The 17,538-nt window shown below is 35.2% G+C and carries 15 protein-coding genes, 1 tRNA gene and 3 pseudogenes; 10 read left to right on the forward strand and 9 right to left on the reverse strand.

The features are described 5' to 3' along the window. Nucleotides 1-47: 47 nt before the first annotated feature. From N7U66_RS12235 to mce, 4 genes are all read right to left on the reverse strand, one after another. Complete coding sequence (locus N7U66_RS12235) at nucleotides 48-1,172, reverse strand: HNH endonuclease (RefSeq protein ID WP_267675519.1); 1,125 nt, start codon at nucleotides 1,170-1,172, stop codon at nucleotides 48-50. Then, a complete protein-coding gene (gene dcm / locus N7U66_RS12240) occupies nucleotides 1,173-2,648 on the reverse strand; it encodes a DNA (cytosine-5-)-methyltransferase (protein WP_267675520.1) in 1,476 nt (491 codons plus the stop codon). A gap of 326 nt (nucleotides 2,649-2,974) precedes the next feature. After that, a tRNA-Ile gene (locus tag N7U66_RS12245) sits at nucleotides 2,975-3,048 on the reverse strand. Between the two features lie 47 nt (nucleotides 3,049-3,095). Beyond that, complete coding sequence (gene mce, locus N7U66_RS12250) at nucleotides 3,096-3,512, reverse strand: methylmalonyl-CoA epimerase (protein ID WP_267675521.1); 417 nt, start codon at nucleotides 3,510-3,512, stop codon at nucleotides 3,096-3,098. Between the two features lie 179 nt (nucleotides 3,513-3,691). Between mce and rbfA the strand changes: the two genes are divergently transcribed. Together rbfA and N7U66_RS12260 are read left to right on the forward strand one after the other, a co-directional pair. Further along, the gene (rbfA, locus tag N7U66_RS12255; protein WP_267675522.1) at nucleotides 3,692-4,093 is read left to right on the forward strand and encodes a 30S ribosome-binding factor RbfA; all 402 of its coding nucleotides are present in this window, start codon (nucleotides 3,692-3,694) and stop codon (nucleotides 4,091-4,093) included. A 127-nt stretch (nucleotides 4,094-4,220) separates the two neighbouring features. Next, the gene (locus tag N7U66_RS12260; protein ID WP_313791211.1) at nucleotides 4,221-5,261 is read left to right on the forward strand and encodes an ABC transporter permease; all 1,041 of its coding nucleotides are present in this window, start codon (nucleotides 4,221-4,223) and stop codon (nucleotides 5,259-5,261) included. 51 nt (nucleotides 5,262-5,312) lie between these two features. Here N7U66_RS12260 and dusB read toward each other — a convergent pair whose 3' ends face one another. Beyond that, complete coding sequence (dusB, locus tag N7U66_RS12265) at nucleotides 5,313-6,308, reverse strand: tRNA dihydrouridine synthase DusB (RefSeq protein ID WP_267675523.1); 996 nt, start codon at nucleotides 6,306-6,308, stop codon at nucleotides 5,313-5,315. 93 nt (nucleotides 6,309-6,401) lie between these two features. Between dusB and N7U66_RS12270 the strand changes: the two genes are divergently transcribed. The 4 genes and pseudogenes from N7U66_RS12270 to N7U66_RS12285 all read left to right on the forward strand — a co-directional run bounded on the left by N7U66_RS12270 (nucleotide 6,402) and on the right by N7U66_RS12285 (nucleotide 8,731). After that, entirely contained in the window at nucleotides 6,402-6,821 is a 420-nt protein-coding gene (locus N7U66_RS12270) for a prolipoprotein diacylglyceryl transferase family protein (protein WP_267675524.1), read from the forward strand. A gap of 37 nt (nucleotides 6,822-6,858) precedes the next feature. Then, complete coding sequence (locus N7U66_RS12275; RefSeq protein ID WP_267675525.1) at nucleotides 6,859-7,146, forward strand: prolipoprotein diacylglyceryl transferase family protein; 288 nt, start codon at nucleotides 6,859-6,861, stop codon at nucleotides 7,144-7,146. Further along, nucleotides 7,136-8,528 (forward strand): annotated as a pseudogene (locus N7U66_RS12280) (radical SAM protein). The gene N7U66_RS12275 and the pseudogene N7U66_RS12280 overlap by 11 nt, the downstream one beginning before the upstream one ends. Beyond that, nucleotides 8,525-8,731 (forward strand): hypothetical protein, encoded by a 207-nt coding sequence (locus N7U66_RS12285; protein WP_267675526.1) that lies wholly within the window; start codon nucleotides 8,525-8,527, stop codon nucleotides 8,729-8,731. The pseudogene N7U66_RS12280 and the gene N7U66_RS12285 overlap by 4 nt, the downstream one beginning before the upstream one ends. Here the strand turns inward: N7U66_RS12285 and N7U66_RS12290 are convergent. The 3 genes from N7U66_RS12290 to N7U66_RS21970 are packed head-to-tail and all read right to left on the reverse strand — an operon-like array spanning nucleotide 8,721 to nucleotide 10,403. Beyond that, on the reverse strand, nucleotides 8,721-9,152 hold the full coding sequence (locus N7U66_RS12290; RefSeq protein WP_267675527.1) for a DUF4345 domain-containing protein: 432 nt from the start codon (nucleotides 9,150-9,152) through the stop codon (nucleotides 8,721-8,723). The genes N7U66_RS12285 and N7U66_RS12290 overlap by 11 nt on opposite strands. Before the next feature lie 26 nt (nucleotides 9,153-9,178). Beyond that, a complete protein-coding gene (locus N7U66_RS21965; protein ID WP_313791212.1) occupies nucleotides 9,179-9,865 on the reverse strand; it encodes a M28 family peptidase in 687 nt (228 codons plus the stop codon). Between the two features lie 4 nt (nucleotides 9,866-9,869). Continuing rightward, nucleotides 9,870-10,403 (reverse strand): M28 family peptidase, encoded by a 534-nt coding sequence (locus N7U66_RS21970; RefSeq protein ID WP_313791213.1) that lies wholly within the window; start codon nucleotides 10,401-10,403, stop codon nucleotides 9,870-9,872. Nucleotides 10,404-10,458: 55 nt separating this feature from the next. Between N7U66_RS21970 and N7U66_RS12300 the strand changes: the two are divergent. Continuing rightward, nucleotides 10,459-11,562: pseudogene (locus N7U66_RS12300) on the forward strand (TolB family protein). A gap of 78 nt (nucleotides 11,563-11,640) precedes the next feature. On the opposite strand, the gene N7U66_RS12305 reads toward N7U66_RS12300, so the two are convergent. Beyond that, nucleotides 11,641-13,953, reverse strand: a complete 2,313-nt coding sequence (locus N7U66_RS12305) for an outer membrane beta-barrel family protein (RefSeq protein ID WP_267675528.1) — start codon at nucleotides 13,951-13,953, stop codon at nucleotides 11,641-11,643. Between the two features lie 184 nt (nucleotides 13,954-14,137). On the opposite strand from N7U66_RS12305, the pseudogene lepA reads away from it, so the two are divergent. The 3 genes and pseudogenes from lepA to N7U66_RS21980 all read left to right on the forward strand — a co-directional run bounded on the left by lepA (nucleotide 14,138) and on the right by N7U66_RS21980 (nucleotide 17,538). Beyond that, nucleotides 14,138-15,936: pseudogene (lepA, locus tag N7U66_RS12310) on the forward strand (translation elongation factor 4). 200 nt (nucleotides 15,937-16,136) lie between these two features. Further along, nucleotides 16,137-16,913, forward strand: a complete 777-nt coding sequence (locus N7U66_RS21975) for a glycogen synthase (protein ID WP_313791214.1) — start codon at nucleotides 16,137-16,139, stop codon at nucleotides 16,911-16,913. Beyond that, nucleotides 16,861-17,538: a glycogen synthase gene (locus tag N7U66_RS21980; protein ID WP_313791215.1), complete on the forward strand. Its 678-nt coding sequence runs from the start codon at nucleotides 16,861-16,863 to the stop codon at nucleotides 17,536-17,538. Before N7U66_RS21975 ends, N7U66_RS21980 begins: the two co-directional genes overlap by 53 nt.

The following is a 17,538-nucleotide window of genomic DNA, read 5'->3' on the forward strand; positions in this document are numbered from 1 at the left end:
TTAGTATCGATCCATATTATATAGTTATTATTTAATAACCTGTTTTTTTATATCAAATCATTTATATCATCTTGAAACACATTATTTCTGTGATAATCCAAATACTTTTCTCTGTCTTCGGGGAATATTCTCATTCTGTTTTTTGCATTAGGGTTAATGCTTAATTTCTCCCAAGTATACGAGCTTAATTGAGTGCCACAAATCAGTTCTCCATTGTCGGTGAAAGTTATATACCCTTGATCAAATAATTTATCATAAGTAGGAGATAGTGCCAATCCATTTAAATAGTCTAATGCTTGATCATTTTCGTTGTTTTTAATGCAGATACTGTAGGGTTTAATATGACTTGCAATTAATAAACGTTCATCTGTTATTTTTGTAAATGGGCACTGAGGCATATAATTGATAACTTCTTTTCTATATTTTATAGAACCTTTTCTATGAGAACTTTTTATAATAACACCAGTTTCCATTTCTTCTATTTCCAATTCTTGCTCTGTATTTAGTGATTTTGGATGAACAAATGATCTAAATTGATAATCTAACAGTATTCTAAAGTAAAATAGTGGTTCTGCGTTTTTGTTGTCTGTGGGAACTAATTTTAAGATTGACAAATAGCTTATACTAGGTAATATTAATTCTCGCCACAACTTCCATATGGAATCGTCAGAACGAACATAACCCCTGTTTTGGCTTTGGGATAAGTTATCTGAGGCATCATAAATACTGAAAAACAAGAGATTTGTTTCTAGGCTATTTACTTTTTCAAATCGTTCGTTGTAGAATTCACTTATATTATTATGATATTGCTGTTCTTGAGAAAAGTATTCTGTTTTAGCATCATTTAAATATTTTTGAAAGTTTGATTTACTAAAAAAGCATCTGTTTTCGCTTATTATCGCTCCCTTTTCTTTTGCTGAATTAATTGATTTTCTTTTTTTATTTAAATCATAATGTTCTAAACCCCAATTAGAATAATTGAAAAAATTAGAAATTCTATCGCCTTTTTCTCCTGCATAAGTTCCGACATGTTTTTTAGACTCACCATTCCCTCGAAATTGTGCTAACTTGTTTTTTCTATGAATAAAACTATCTTCTGCTCTAAAATCTTGTATAGAATCGATTATTAAATATTCTATACCTTCAATTTTAATTTTCTGTAAATTCTCCAATTATTTTTTCGCAAATTTAGTTATGTCCATTTGTTTTAATAATGCTATAAGAACATCTACCACAATACTGTTCCCTGCTTGTCTATATATTTGGGTATCACTAACTTCTTGCTTGAAATCATCTCTAAAACCCATCAATCTTAGACACTCTTTCGGAGTTAGTTTTCTTATTCTACCTTTATTGTGGGTAACGTAGTTATCAACTCCTGCACGATGCATTTTGTGCATAGATTGCAATAAGGGTCTTGCAATTTCTAGATCTGTTTTTATTGATGTTTTGAAGTTTTTAGTTCCCTCAGTCAAAACATATTTTTTTGTTTTTTCAAGTAAGTAATATTTTTCTTCAACTTCATTTACATCAAAAATCAATTCGTTAAACTCTGGTGAGTCTTTGCTTTCGAAAATAAAATCACCATGCCAATTAAATTGTTGATTTGCTTTTTGGCAAATTGCTATATCCCCATTAATTTGAGTGTATCGTTTTTTTCTGTTTTTTGAACTTGTTACAAACTTCACCCCTTTTTCTTTCAAATAATATTTACTGTCAATATAATCTTCTAGAAAATCTTGCATTTTATACTCTAACTTTATCGGCTTAGGAAACTCAAATTCTATTGAATTATCTTTAAAACCAACAACAAAAATTCGTTCTCTGTGTTGTGGAACACCATAATTTTTAGAATTTAAAACTTGATAAAAGTATTTATACCCTAATTCATCAAAGGTTGCTTTTATTGTTTCAAATGTATTTCCGTTGTCGTGATTTATTAAACCTTTTACATTTTCAAATATAAATACTTTGGGCTGACTTTCTTTAACAACTCTCGCAAAATCATAAAAAAGAGTCCCTCTTGTGTCCGCAAACCCTTTTCTTTTTCCAACCATTGAGAATGATTGACAAGGACTTCCTCCAACTAATAAATCAACTTTGCCTTTATATTTTTTTCCATTAATGTTTTGAACATCATCATACCAATTTTCTTCATCAATTTTGTAATTAGCAAAATAACTTTGCTTTGCGAATTTGTCTATATCACTTGCAAAAATTATTTCTGTTGCTATTTTCAATCTTTTAAAAGCATATTCAATAGCTCCAATTCCTGAAAACATTGTCGCAATTCTTAATTTGGCTTTAGGATTTTCAAACTCTTTTTCTGTCCAATTTTCTTTATGTTCGGTATTAGAAAAGTATAATTGTAATTGTTCCTCAACAATATTCAAAACATCTTTATAGTAAGGATAGTTTTTAATTTCTTGTGTTACTTTTGATGAGTAATAGTAATTTAAAACTTTTCTTTGCTCCGTTTGAAGTATATCTGCTAGAGGGCTTAATAGGTGTTCAGATAGATTTCTTTCTTCTCTTTCTATCTTTCCAAGAGAGGAAGTATCAATATCTAAATGCAATGCAACTTTTTTCAGTGGAAATCCAAGTTCAGTTCTACGTTGCTTAATATATTCTCCAAAGGTTGGTGTCATATTCAATATTCTATTTAGGACAAAAATAGTCCAAAAATATGGAATAATTTATTTAGCTATACAATATTTTCTCACATTGTTATCAACCAAAATAGTATGTTTTTATTGTCAGAATATCTACTATAAAATTAATTAAAATATCATAATTATATGAGGGAAAGCAAACAAGATTTATTAATCTTAATACAGTATCAAAATTCTAATAGTTATAAACTACGTTAATTGTTCAATCCAATAACACTATATTATTCGTCCCCCAATTCGTCCCCTAAAAAAGCAAAAGCCTCATAAACTTAACGTTTACAAGGCTTTGCAATCTATAAAAGTGGTCCCACTTGGGCTCGAACCAAGGACCACCTGATTATGAGTCAGGTGCTCTAACCAACTGAGCTATGGGACCGAAATCGGGTGCAAATCTAATATTATTTTTAAAACTCTACAAGATTTTTATTCCTTTATATCATCTTTAATTTCTTGGCAAAGCTCGATTAATACACCGTTAGCCGATTTTGGATGCAAAAAAGTCACTAATTTATTATCTGCGCCTTTCTTAGGTGTTTCATTTAAAACAGTAAACCCTTCTGCTTTTAGTCTTTTAATTTCGGCATGAATGTCGTCAACATCAAAAGCAATGTGGTGAATACCCTCCCCCTTTTTTTCTATAAATTTAGCGATGGGGCTGTCGTCTTTTGTGGCTTCCAGCAGTTCTATTTTATTATCTCCAACTTTAAAAAACGAGGTGTTTACACCTTCAGAGGCTACTTCCTCTATTTTATAATGTGGCGCACCAAATAACTTAGCAAACAACGCGTTTGATTTTTCTAGGCTTTTTACAGCAATACCTACGTGTTCTATCTTTTTCATCAAAAAAGTGTTTCATTTCCATAAAATGGAAATCTGATTATTATAATTTCGTAACTTGTTTGAGCATTTAAAAAAGGTACGAATTTTGCTTTCAAAAGTAATAAATACTGTTGGTAAATGGTATTAAATTTAAATAAGCGTATTTTTGCATTATATTCTTGCGAAAACGCATCAAAGAAATGAAAACAGAAGAAAGTCAAAGACAAAAGAAAATAGGATCGGTTTTACAGCGTGATTTAGTAGACATCTTACAAACAGCTGCCACACAGGGCGGTATGCGTGGTGTTATTATTTCGGTATCTAAAGTTGCAGTCACTGTAGATTTATCTGTCGCCAAAGTATATTTAAGTATTTTCCCAAATAATAAGGCGGCAGAGTTATTAGAAGGTATTAAATCCAATCAGCCATTTATTCGTCATGAATTGGCACAACGTACCAAAAATCAACTACGAAGAATGCCTCAACTCTACTTTTTTGTAGATGATTCTCTAGAGCATATCGATAAAATTGAACAGTCTTTAAAAGGAAAAGATAATCCTATAAAAAATCCGGACCTTTTAGACAAGCATAAAAAATCTTAATGCATTTTGAGCTTTCCTTATTACATTGCTAAACGCTATCTACGCTCAAAAAGCAGTAATAATGCTATAAATTTTATCACTTATATTGCTATTGGCGGTATTATATTAGGTGCTGCTGCACTTTTTATTGTGCTTTCTCGGATTCGCAGGTTTAAAAGATTTTACTTTAGAATTTACCACCATTATCGATCCCGATTTAAAAGCCGAATCGACTGTTGGAAAATCGTTTACCTTAACACGAGATATAGAAGAAAAGCTGAATCGTGTTAATGGCATCGCTGCTTACTCCAAAATTATTGAAGAACGTGTTATTGCATCATTTGATGGCAATAAACAAGCCTGTTTCCTTAAAGGAGTCGATGAAAATTATGCTACAGTTTACAAGGTAGATTCCATTGTTGAACTCGGGAGCTGGTTGACTAAAAACACGTCTCAAGTTGTGGTAGGCTGGGGCGTCTCAAGGAGTTTAAATATTGGTGTTTTAGATTATGGCAAACGCTTATCGCTTTATGTACCAAAACCTGGTAAGGGACAAATAACCTCTGTGCAACAAGCATTCAACCAAACAGACGCGATTAACGTTGGTGTGTTTTCAGTTAATGAGAAATTTGATGATACCTACATTTTCTCTTCCATTGGCTTAGCCCAAGACTTATTAAGTTTACCTAATGGTCAATTCTCAAGTATTGAGTTTCGTCTAACAGAAAATGCTGACGAAACACTAATAAAAGAAGAACTTCAAACGATTCTTGGAAATCAAATTGTACTTAAAAATAAGGAAGAACTTAACGAGTCATTACATAAAATGTTAAACACGGAAAACCTCTTTGTGTATTTATTACTTACTTTGGTGTCTATAATTCTTATTTTTAATGTCATTGGCTCACTCATCATGATGATTCTAGATAAAAAACAAACCTTATCTACACTCTATAATATTGGTGCAACCTTAAAAGATATTCGGAAAATTTTCTTTTTGCAAGGCACTATAATGACCACCTTGGGCACCTTGATTGGACTTTTTATCGGGTATTTAATTGTGATGATGCAACAAGCGTTTTCTTTAGTGATGATCACCCCGTCTCTCGGCCTATCCCGTTGCTGTTCATGCACAAAACTTTGTTATCGTCTTTTTAACGATTACCATTTTAGGCATTATGGCCTCTAAAATTGCCTCGGTTCGTATTAACAAGGCTATGGTAAAAGTGAATTAATCCCTTTATTCTGTAAATTGATAATCACTAAACAGCGCTTCGACTTCATCAAAAGCCGCAAACACATCTTTTGAAGCATCGCTGGTTACCATTTTCATACGGTGTTCTTTAAAGTGTGGAATGCCTTTAAAATAGTTAGTGTAGTGTCTTCTGGTTTCAAATACGCCAAGTATTTCGCCCTTCCAATCAATAGCCATTTGTAAATGTCTGCGAGCTGCATCAACCCGCTCAGCTAGAGAAATTGGCGCTAAATGCTCTCCTGTTTCAAAAAAGTGTTTTACTTGTTTAAAAAACCAAGGATTACCAATCGTAGCACGACCAATCATACAACCATCTAAACCATAGACATCTCGCATTTCCATAGCGCGCTCTGGAGAGGTTACATCTCCATTGCCAAAGACAGGAATGTGCATTCTTGGGTTGTTCTTTACTTGGGCAATAGGTTCCCAATCAGCTTCCCCTTTATACATTTGTGCTCCGGTTCTCCCGTGAATAGCAATGGCCTTACAGCCCACATCCTGGAGCCTTTCAGCAACCTCAACAATTCTAATAGAATCGTGATCCCAGCCTAATCTCGTTTTTACAGTAATAGGAATATTGGTGCGCTTTACCATTTCGGCCGTCAGTTGTTCCATGAGACACACATCTTTTAAAATGCCTGCGCCCGCACCCTTACTTACCACTTTTTTTACTGGGCAACCAAAATTAATATCAATAATATCAGGTTTCGATGCCGAAACGATGTCAATGGTTTCTAACATGCTTTCCATATTGGCTCCAAAAATTTGAATCCCAACAGGACGTTCTTTTTCATAAATGTCTAATTTCATAACACTTTTTGCAGCATTACGAATTAAACCTTCACTCGATACAAACTCGGTATAAACAACATCTGCACCTTGTTCTTTACATAAGGCACGAAACGGTGGATCGCTAACATCTTCCATGGGTGCTAAAAGCAACGGAAAATCGGGAAGTTCTATGTGGTCTATTTTTACCAAGGGATTTGATTTTGCTGCAAAATTAATGCTTTTTAAGTAAACCTACTATTCGCATGATAATTATTGTATTTTTAAACTTCAAAACGCAACTCATTGACTATTCCTTTCGAACCCACACTTTTAGGTTACCATATAAACATTCATCTCATATTAGAGTATCTCGCTTTTTTTATTGCCTTTCGGTATTACGTGTTTTTAAGAAAACGCTCAGTCGACAGTATTTCCGGAGGCAACAGACTCTCTATTATTTTAGGTGCCGCCATTGGCGCTTTACTGGGATCACGACTCATTGGGCTCTTAGAAAACCCGCTTGTAGCATGGTCTCAAGCCAATCTTATTATGCTTTTAAATACCAAAACCATCATGGGTGGATTATTTGGCGGATTACTTGGGGTCGAATTAGCTAAAAAACACATTGGCGAAACACAGTCTTCAGGCGATTTATTTACGCTTCCTATAATCCTAGGAATTTTTATAGGTCGCATCGGGTGCTTTTTATCTCGGAATCAATGAATTTACCTATGGTAAAGAAACCACTTCCCTTTTCGGAATGGATTTAGGGGATGGCCTCCTCAGGCATCCCTCGGCATTATACGAATTGGTTTTTCTAATGCTGTTGTTTTTGGGATTAAAACGATTGCAAAACCATGCTTCTATAAAAAATGGGGACCTGTTTAAATGGTTTATGCTCCTCTATTTTGGCTTTCGCTTTTGTATTGAATTTTTAAAACCGAATGTGTTTTATTTCTTAGGATTGAGCACCATTCAAATTTTATGTGTAATTTGTTGGTTATACTATTCTCGCTTTATACTTCAAAAACTTAATTATGCCCGTTAGAAATTATACCTATTACGATTTTACCTTAAGCCTTTGCCCGAATGTTTACGACGTGTAGATGCTAAAATCGTTTTTGAAGTAGGAAACGTTTACATGTTAAAACGCTGTAAAGAACACGGGAACTCTAAGGTATTGATTGCCGATGATATTGAATACTACAAAAATATAAGAAACTACAATAAACCAAGTGAAACGCCCTATACCTTTAATACTAAAACAGACTATGGGTGTCCTTACGATTGCGGGTTGTGTCCGGACCACGAACAGCACAGTTGCTTGACGGTTATCGAGGTGACCGACCGGTGTAATTTAACCTGCCCAACCTGTTATGCGGGCTCATCACCAACGTATGGGAGACATCGTACTCTAGAGGAAGTCAAAGTGATGTTAGATACTATTGTAAAGAATGAAAAAGAGCCGGATGTGGTACAAATTTACGGTGGCGAACCCACGATTCACCCGCAGTTTTGGGAGATTATGGATTATGCTAAATCTTTACCCATTCGACATTTAATGCTGAATACCAATGGTATAAAAATAGCTAAAGACCTCGCTTTCGCAGAACGACTAAAAACCTATGCGCCGATTTTGAAGTGTATTTACAATTTGATTCTTTCGAAAATAGCGTGCTTCGTGAATTACGGGGTGCCGATTTGAATGACATAAGAACCCAAGCCATTTCGCATTTGAATGCCGTGAACCTCTCAACGACCTTGGTCGTGACGCTTCAAAAGGGGTTGAATGATCATGAAATTGGAAAAATTATTGATTACGCCCTACTACAAAAATGTGTTCGTGGTGTCACCCTTCAGCCTACACAAATTGCTGGACGGTTAGAACATTTTAATCCGGAGACGGATCGTATGACCCTTACCGAAGTGCGCAGAAAAATCATTGAGCAAACCACTATATTTAATAGTGATGATCTTATTCCTGTGCCCTGTAACCCTGATGCTTTAGTCATGGGTTATGCGCTTAAATTAGACGAAGCCGTGTTTCCGTTAACACGCTATATTAATCCAGCAGATTTATTAGACAACAGTAAAAACACCATTATTTATGAACAGGATGAACAGCTTCAAGATAAAATGATAGAGTTGTTTAGCACAGGGAATTCTGTAGAAGTTGCAGAAGAAAATTTGAAATCTATAATGTGTTGTTTGCCAAATATTGAGGCTCCAAACTTAGGCTATGATAATTTATTTCGCGTCATCATTATGCAGTTTATTGACGCCTATAATTTTGATGTACGCGCTATTAAAAAGTCGTGTGTTCATATTGTAGACAAAGACAATAAAATCATTCCTTTTGAAACCATGAATTTGTTTTATCGTGATGATAAAAAAGAGCACTTAGAACGCCTTAGAAATGAAATGATATGAGGTATTTTCTATTAGAAGTTGGGAATCTTAACGGGTTGTTATTTATGCTTATTGCCATCATGCTTGGTCCAGCCATTGTTTTAGCAATCATTGGGTTTGCTGTCAAGAATAAAAACAAAAAAGCAGCCAAAATTTTATTTATTCTAGCTGCCGTATATGTTATTGTTAGTTTAGGGATTTGTGGGGCGCTTCTTACTGGTTAAGCCTCTTAAAAACCCAAAGGCCATAACAACCCGTAAACAATTCTGCAGCGGTTCCAAAAACGTAAGCTGAAGTGGGTATGCCATCTGTAATAAGGCTTAGCAGTCTTCCTAAACCCAAACCTAGCATAAAAATAAAATTGGTAACTATTGCTGTTTCAAAATATCGTTTTTTAATGAATCCCAAAATCCATAACGCAGAAAACCCCAAATACAGTCCCATAATGGCTTTGTAAAAATTATGCTCATCGGTAGTTTCTAAAAGCATATCGAAGCTTAGTTCTGGTTTAAAACCGTAAACAAAAGCCACAGGAATAACGATACACACCGAAATAATGAGGTGGATTTTATTAATGAAGTCCTCTTTAGTTTTAATCATCATTCTACTTCGGATATGATTTCCTATGGTTTCGAAATGACCCAAAATTCAACATTTTTTAATTACTTCTTTTAGAATGTTACCGCAACCACAACCAAGTCATCCCCCCTTTTCAGAGTTACATCAGTTGTGTCGCCTTTTTTATAGTTTGATAAGGCTTTCATATACGTCATCATATCTGAGATGTCATGAGCTCCAATTTTAACTACAATATCACCTTTTTGAATGCCCGCATTGGTGGCTGGAGTATTTGCTCTTGTACCATCGATTCGCATGCCTTTACCATCAAATAAATAATCTGGTGTAACCCCCAATCCCACCTCAAATTTTGGTACGGCATCGCTTTCGTTTATGGTTGCTCTAAAAGGTAATGTTCCATTATTATCTAAATCGGTAATGATTTCAAAAATATAGTTAGCTATGGTTTGCATGCCTTCATAATTAAGTTTTTCAAAATCGTCACTCGGTTTGTGATAGTCTTCGTGCTGTCCAGTAAAAAAATGGAGTACGGGAATATCAACGTTATAAAAAGAGGTATGATCGCTGGGCCCAACACCAGATTCCTTTGGCACTAATTTAAAATTAGAGTTGTTCGCTTTTACCGTCTGCTTTAAAACAGGCGATGTTCCCACACCGTAAACCGCTAAGGTGCTGTCTGTTTTTAAACGCCCAACCATATCCATGTTTATCATGTAATTCACTTTTTTGATATCAATCGTGGGGTGTTTTACAAAATAGTTTGAGCCCAACAAGCCCATTTCTTCACCGAGAGAACGTGATAAATAAATAGTTGTTATTGGTGTTTACTGATTTTAGTTTTTCGGCTAAATTTAAAAGGACGGCGACCCCACTGGCATTATCATCGGCGCCATTATGAATGGCTGTTTCTCCACGGTGTAATGATCCCTCTGCACCTAAACCTAAATGATCATAGTGTGCTCCAATGATAATCGTGTTTTCTGCTTTGTGGTCTATAAAACCGATAACATTAGTTCCTGTAATAGTACTATCTCCATCCTTTATTGTATAGTTCACGGCTTGGTGAGGATCGGTCTTTGGTCTAAAAGAAAAGGTTTGAAAATACGTGTTTGTGCCTTGAGCTTTTAGCCCCATATTTTGAAAACGTTCGGCAATATATGCTGCTGCTTTTAGTTCGCCATTGCTTCCCGTTTGTCGGCCTTCTAAAGCATCAGAAGACAGAAAAGCGACATCCTCTTTTATGGTGACGGTCTTTGTTTTTTCTTGTTGGCAAGCCATTAAAAGCAGTAAAAAAACGACTGCAATTCCTTTTTTCATTGTGAGAAGTATTAATTTTACACAAAACTATACAATATTTATTACTTTACTCCTCATGAAAATCACATACCTCAGCTTCCTTTTTCTAATTTTATTTTCTTGTAAAAATGAAGACAACGCGAAAGAGACCGATATAAATTCTGAAGTTTCAGAAACAAAAAACCCATTAATTTATCCGGAAGAAGTGCATTTTAAAAACTTACGACAAGTGACGTTTGGGGGTGATAATGCTGAAGCATATTGGAGTTTTGATAATAAGCAAATAGTATTTCAGTCTAATTATGAAAAATGGAATGTGAGCTGTGACCGAGATGTTTTTAATGCAGGTCAACGACACTTTCGATAGTGTCCCGCCACCCATGGTAAGCACAGGCAAGGGGCGCACAACCTGTTCTTATTTCCTTCCGGACAATAAACATATTATATATGCATCCACGCATTTAAGCGATGAAAACTGTCCGAGAGACACCCTTGCGTAAAAATGGAAAATACATTTGGCCGGTGTATGATACCTTCGATATTTTTGTTGCAGATTTACAAGGTAACATCGTAAAGCAGTTGACACATGAAAAAGGGTATGATGCTGAGCCAACGGTATCTCCTCAAGGTGATAAAATAGTATTTACCTCAACAAGAAGTGGTGATTTGGAATTATATACCATGAATTTAGATGGTAGTGATGTCCAGCAAATTACAGACGAATTAGGCTACGATGGTGGTGCTTTTTTCTCACCGAGATGGGACCAAAATTATCTTCCGTTCGTCTCGACCAAAAACAGAGCAGGACATCAAAGCATACAAAGAGTTGTTAGCCGAAGGCTTGGTGGAACCAACAGATATGGAGCTTTATATCTGTAATGCTGATGGTAGTGAACTAAGGCAATTAACCGATTTAGGCAATGCGAATTGGAGCCCGTTTTTTCATCCAAGTGGTAAGAAAATATTGTTTTCATCAAACTTTGAAGCCTCGCGTGGCTTCCCTTTTAACTTATATCTGATTGATATAGATGGGAAAAATTTAGAACGGGTGACCCACGGCGAAACCTTCGATGCCTTTCCTGTGTTTTCCAATGACGGCAAAAAATTAGCCTTTTCTTCCAATAGAAATAATGGAGGTGGTCGCGACACCAATTTGTTTATTGCAGAGTGGCAGGATTAAAAAAGTGCAAAGGGGTAATTCCCATTTATTTCTCTAAGCGCTCACGCTCCACGCGTTCTTTAGTTCGGGCATTGGTTTTTAGAGTCGTATTTCCAAACTTATAACTAAACCCAAGTTTAATATAGCGATTGTCATCATCAGTAAAAAGATAATTATCTTGAGTTCTGTATCTCGTTGTAACGCCGAATCTTGAGTATTAAAGAGATCTGCAATGGCCGGAGACACAGTCCCTTTTTTACTAAAAACAATTTTCTTGATTGAAAGGTTGGACACCAACCGAGCATCTATTCTTTGCAACCCAATAATATTTTTACCAATATGTACTAAAGATAAATTTGCAGATAAACTATTGTCTTTCAAAAAACTATAATCTGCACTTAAAATAGAATAGTTGTACCATTGATTTTGGTTTATTTCAGCGGTATCAACAATTAAGCGCTCTTCAATATTTGCAATTCTATTTGCCAAATACAAAAACCAGCGGTCTGTAATGTTCTTATAGAACTCAACATCTAATCCGTACTCATTGGATTTATTGATGTTGGTTGGTGTGAAAGCAATAATGCTATTATTATTATCCTGAATTGGAATCTCGAAAATAGCATCTTTTCGAGCTTGATAAAAAACATCAACGGTTAGGAAATCGAATAATCCAGTCCCCAATAAAAACTTATTAGTAAAGGCCGGTTTCAAAAAAGGGTTTCCAGTAACCACTGTATTGTCATTCAAGAAGAAATTAAATGGATTTAACAGTTGGTAACTCGGTCTAGAAATACTGCGTTTGTAGTTGGTATAGATATTAGCATTCTTTGAGGCTTGAAAACTTAAATTTAAGGTAGGAAACACTTCAAAATAATTTTGCTTATTTTTTTGATTGTCAGATATAGAAAGTCCATCGACATCTGTCTGTTCTACTCTTAGCCCACCACTAAAATTCCATTTTTCCCAATTTTTGTTATAACTCAAATATCCTGCAAATATAGATTCTTCATAGTCATACGCGTTTGAATTGGTTGGATCGAAAATAAATCTGCCTGAAGTTTCGTCAAAATCAAAATGATCAATAGCACTCTCTGTTGTTATGCTAGAGGTTTTTATCCCAGCAGTAAACTCTGAACTGTCATTTATTGGCCAAGTATAATCTAATTGAGAGGTTAATATATTGGTGTCCTGATTACTATTGGTGTTAAAAGCGGTACTAAAATTATTGATGCTATTCGGAAAAAAATAATTGCTATTAACCTTTTGGTCTCTAGCATAATTATAATCTGTAAAATGCGTGTTCAAAGATATTTGAGCGCCATTTTTGAAGCGATGTTCAAAATCTAGATCGAATCCCAGATTGTATTTTTCATCTTCTGAGTGATTTTTTGAATTAAAGTTAAAAATCCTATTACCATTCACACGGGTTAGTCCTTTAATTCTATAATCGTAAAAAGGAACCAATAACGTGTTGGCTGAAAGACTTAATGTGTTTTTGCCATCTATAAAATAATCAAAATTCAAATTCACATTATGTGTATTGGAACGTGTATTCCGGTTATTATTGGTTAACCATTGTTCATCTAAAGCGCCAGTGTTCTCTAAATAATTAATACGATCATCTTGTTCTCTATTAATTTTACTTTTTGTAAAACTGTAGTTTAAATTAACATTTACTTTGTTTGTCTTATAAAACTGATTGAGTCCCGCACTATGCCTAGGAAAAACACCTTGTGTGTAATTAGTGAAAATGTTGCCACGATACCCTGTAATCAAGTTTCTACTCATCACGATGTTTAACACCGCACCACTTTCTGCGTCATATTTTGCTGGAGGATTGGTTATAACCTCCACTTTTTTAATGCTATTTGCTGGTGAATTTTCAAGCAATTGGGTAATCTCTCCTGCCGAGAGATTCACTTTTCGATCATTAATATAAACCGTTGGTATACTGTTTTTAACCGTTATCACATTGTCTAAAATTAAAACACCTGGGGTGCTCCGTAAGACTTCTAGCAAGTTACCTTCGCTTAAAGCTGTGTTTTCAACATTAAAAATAAAACGATCAGCTTCTTTTTTTAAGGTGGGTTGCTTTGAAGTAATATTAACCTCTTCTAATGCTTCCGTATTATTCTTAAGCATAATGGTCCCAAAATTTTTGCTTTGAGTAAGTTCAAAACGTTCTAATGCTTCATTATAACCAACAAATGTGATTTTTAATGTATAGGCGTTTGCCGAAAGGTCTTTTAATAAAAAAGTACCGGATTCACTAGAACTAACACCCGTGACAATGGTCTCATCTTCAGCTAAAAGCAAAACAGAGGCAAAGGCTACCGGCACATTGCTTTCATCAACCAAAGTTCCGTAAATAGTAAATTCTTGTGCCGAATTTCTGAGCAAAAAAGACAAATAAATATGTAAAGTATGTATCGCAACAAAGGAGAAATATTTAAAGGCAATATACCAATTGTTTTTTACTTTTTGCTGTGGTTAAAACCGTAAACCCCAAGACCATTCTATTCCTAAGAAAAAAGAAAAAATCGACAATAATGCATTATATTTGCACTCCCGTTGTTTTTAGAGGAATTTGATTATGAAGCACATTAGAAATTTTTGTATTATCGCACATATCGATCACGGTAAAAGTACACTTGCCGATCGTTTATTAGACGCTACCGGTTCGGTAACGGCCCGTGAGCAACAAAACCAGTTATTAGATAGTATGGATTTAGAGCGTGAGCGTGGTATTACCATTAAATCGCACGCCATACAAATGGACTATACCTATGAAGGTGAAAAATATGTTTTAAATTTAATAGATACTCCAGGCCACGTCGATTTCTCTTATGAAGTGTCTCGATCTATTGCTGCCTGTGAAGGGGCTTTACTAATTGTAGATGCCGCCCAAAGTATTCAGGCACAAACGATTTCAAATTTATATTTGGCATTAGAAAATGATTTAGAAATCATTCCTGTTTTAAATAAAGTCGATTTACCTAGTGCAAATCCTGAAGAAGTAACAGACGATATTGTCGAGCTTTTAGGCTGTGATCCTAGTGAAGTTATTCATGCTAGTGGAAAAACAGGCTTTGGTGTAGAAAACATCTTAAAAGCCATTATAGAGCGTGTTCCAGCGCCTAAAGGCGATCCAAACGCGCCACTTCAAGCCCTTATTTTCGACTCGGTTTACAATACCTTTAGAGGTATTGAAACCTATTTTAGAGTTTTTAACGGCGAAATTAAAAAAGGACAAAAAATTAAATTTGTTGCCACAGAAAAAGAATACTATGCCGATGAGGTGGGTACCTTAAAATTAACTCAAGTAGCTAAGCAAAGTGTAAAAACGGGAGATGTAGGCTATTTAATTACAGGCATCAAAACAGCAAAAGAAGTTAAAGTTGGAGATACCATTACCGATTTTGATAACCCAACGACAAATATTGTTGAAGGTTTTGAGGATGTAAAACCTATGGTTTTTGCGGGTATTTATCCAGTGGACACAGAAGATTATGAAGAGCTAAGAAACTCTATGGAAAAGCTGCAATTAAACGATGCCTCTTTAGTGTTTCAACCGTGAAAGCTCTGCGGCTTTAGGTTTTGGTTTTCGTTGTGGATTCTTAGGAATGTTACACATGGAAATTATTCAAGAACGACTAGAGCGTGAATTTGATATGACCGTGATTACAACTGTACCAAACGTGTCTTATTTTGCGTATACCAATAAAAACCCGGAAGAACCTTTTATAGTTAATAACCCTAGTGATTTACTGGACCCAACTACGATTAATCGTGTTGAAGAACCTTTTATTAAAGCCACGATAATCACTAAAGCCGACTTTGTGGGTAACGTTATGTCTTTATGTATTGAAAAACGTGGGATGATTACCAATCAAACCTATTTAACACCGAGAGCGTGTTGAACTAACGTTTGATATGCCTTTGGCAGAAATTGTTTTCGATTTTTACGATCGATTAAAAACGGTTTCTAAAGGGTATGCTTCATTCGATTATTCACCAATTGGGATGCGTACTTCAAAATTAGTGCGTTTAGATGTCTTATTAAATGCACAACCCGTAGATGCGCTTTCAGCATTAATTCATGCCGATAATGCACAGAGTATTGGTAAAAAAATGTGTGAAAAACTAAAAGAACTCATTCCCCGTCAACAATTTGATATTCCAATTCAAGCTGCCGTTGGCGCCAAAATTATTTCTCGTGAAACCATTAAAGCCCTGCGTAAAGATGTAACCGCTAAATGTTACGGTGGTGATATTTCACGAAAGCGTAAACTTCTTGAAAAGCAGAAAAAAGGTAAAAAACGTATGCGTCAAGTGGGTAATGTGGAAATACCACAACAAGCGTTTATGGCTGTTTTGAAGTTGAACGACTAATACCCTATCGGGTTGTGATGTTCATTTGTTTTAGTATCGCATTAAGACTTTTGTCCTGATAGATGTTTTCTAATTCTTATTAGATGGTTCATGTGTTTTATACGCATACATGGATTCATAAAAAGTATACAATATTTAACAAACATTCTTTTTTTTAAGTTTATATCATTAGCTTTATAGGACGCTTATAAACTTTCTTAATGACCATTGTTCATATTAGTGCAGAATGTTATCCCATTGCCAAGGTTGGCGGCTTGGCAGATGTTGTTGGGGCATTACCTAAATATCAAAATGACTTAGGCCACACCGCCTCTGTCATTATGCCTTTTTATAATAATGTGTTCACAACAGCTCACCGGTTTACTCCTGTTTTCATGGCGACACTACAATTTGGGGACAAAAGTGTTCCTTTTGAAGTGTTAACCCTGACAGAGAATACATTAGATTTCGCCGTTTATTTTATAAATATCGAACCTTTACTCTATAAAGACTATGTGTATTCTAATAAGGACACCAAACGGTTTTTAGGCTTTCAAATTGCTGCTTTAGATTGGCTGAAATCCCTCGACAATACACCGGACATCATACATTGTCATGATCATCACACGGGCTTAATCCCGTTTATGCTACAACAGTCTTTTGAGTATCAATCACTGAATAGAATTCCTGTGGTCTTCACTATTCATAATGCACAATATCAAGGTGAGTTTTCTCATGATTTAATACACTTCATTCCGGACTTTAATTTTGATCATGTGGGCTTAATCGACTGGAATCACCAAATTAATCCTTTAGCGGCAGCCATAAAAAGCGCCTGGCAAGTCACAACAGTCTCTCCAAGTTACATGGAGGAATTAAAAAACAATGCCAACGGTTTGGAGTGGCTTTTATCTCATGAACACGAAAAATGTGTCGGTATTTTGAATGGTATTGATACCACGGTGTGGAATCCGAGAAACAGATGCCTTTCTTATTAAAAATTATAAAAACACTTCCGTCATCTCTGGTAAAAAGGCAAACAAAAAATGGTTGTGTGACACTTTTGGTTTAGACGAAAAAAAACCACTCTTTACGTTTATTGGACGACTGGTTGGTGAAAAAACTGCCGATTTATTCCCTGAAATTTTCAGTCAAGTATTAAGAAAAAACGATCTATCAATTTTGCTCTTAGGCTACGGTGAAACAAAAACAGAACAGGCCCTAAAATTGTTGTCTTCAGCGTTTGAGAATTATAATCATTTTATTGGATACGACGAAAAACTCTCACATATTTTATACGCTGGTGCCGACTTTTTAATTATGCCGTCTCGAGTGGAGCCTTGCGGTCTCAATCAATTATATGCACTACGCTATGGCACCATTTCTATAGTAAACAATATTGGTGGTTTAAAAGACACGATAAAAGATCTTTCAAACGACGGGTTTGGAATTGTAATCCCTTCTGCTACAACCGAAGCAACGGTTGCCGGCATTATTAAAGCGAAAGCCTTTTACGACAACAAAGCGGCTTTCAAAAAAACACAAAAACACATCATGTCTATTGACCATTCTTGGCTACAATCGGCTAAAGCATATCAGGAACTTTATATAAAAATCAGCTAA

The organism is Lacinutrix neustonica (assembly GCF_026625145.1).
Classification (GTDB): domain Bacteria; phylum Bacteroidota; class Bacteroidia; order Flavobacteriales; family Flavobacteriaceae; genus Lacinutrix; species Lacinutrix neustonica.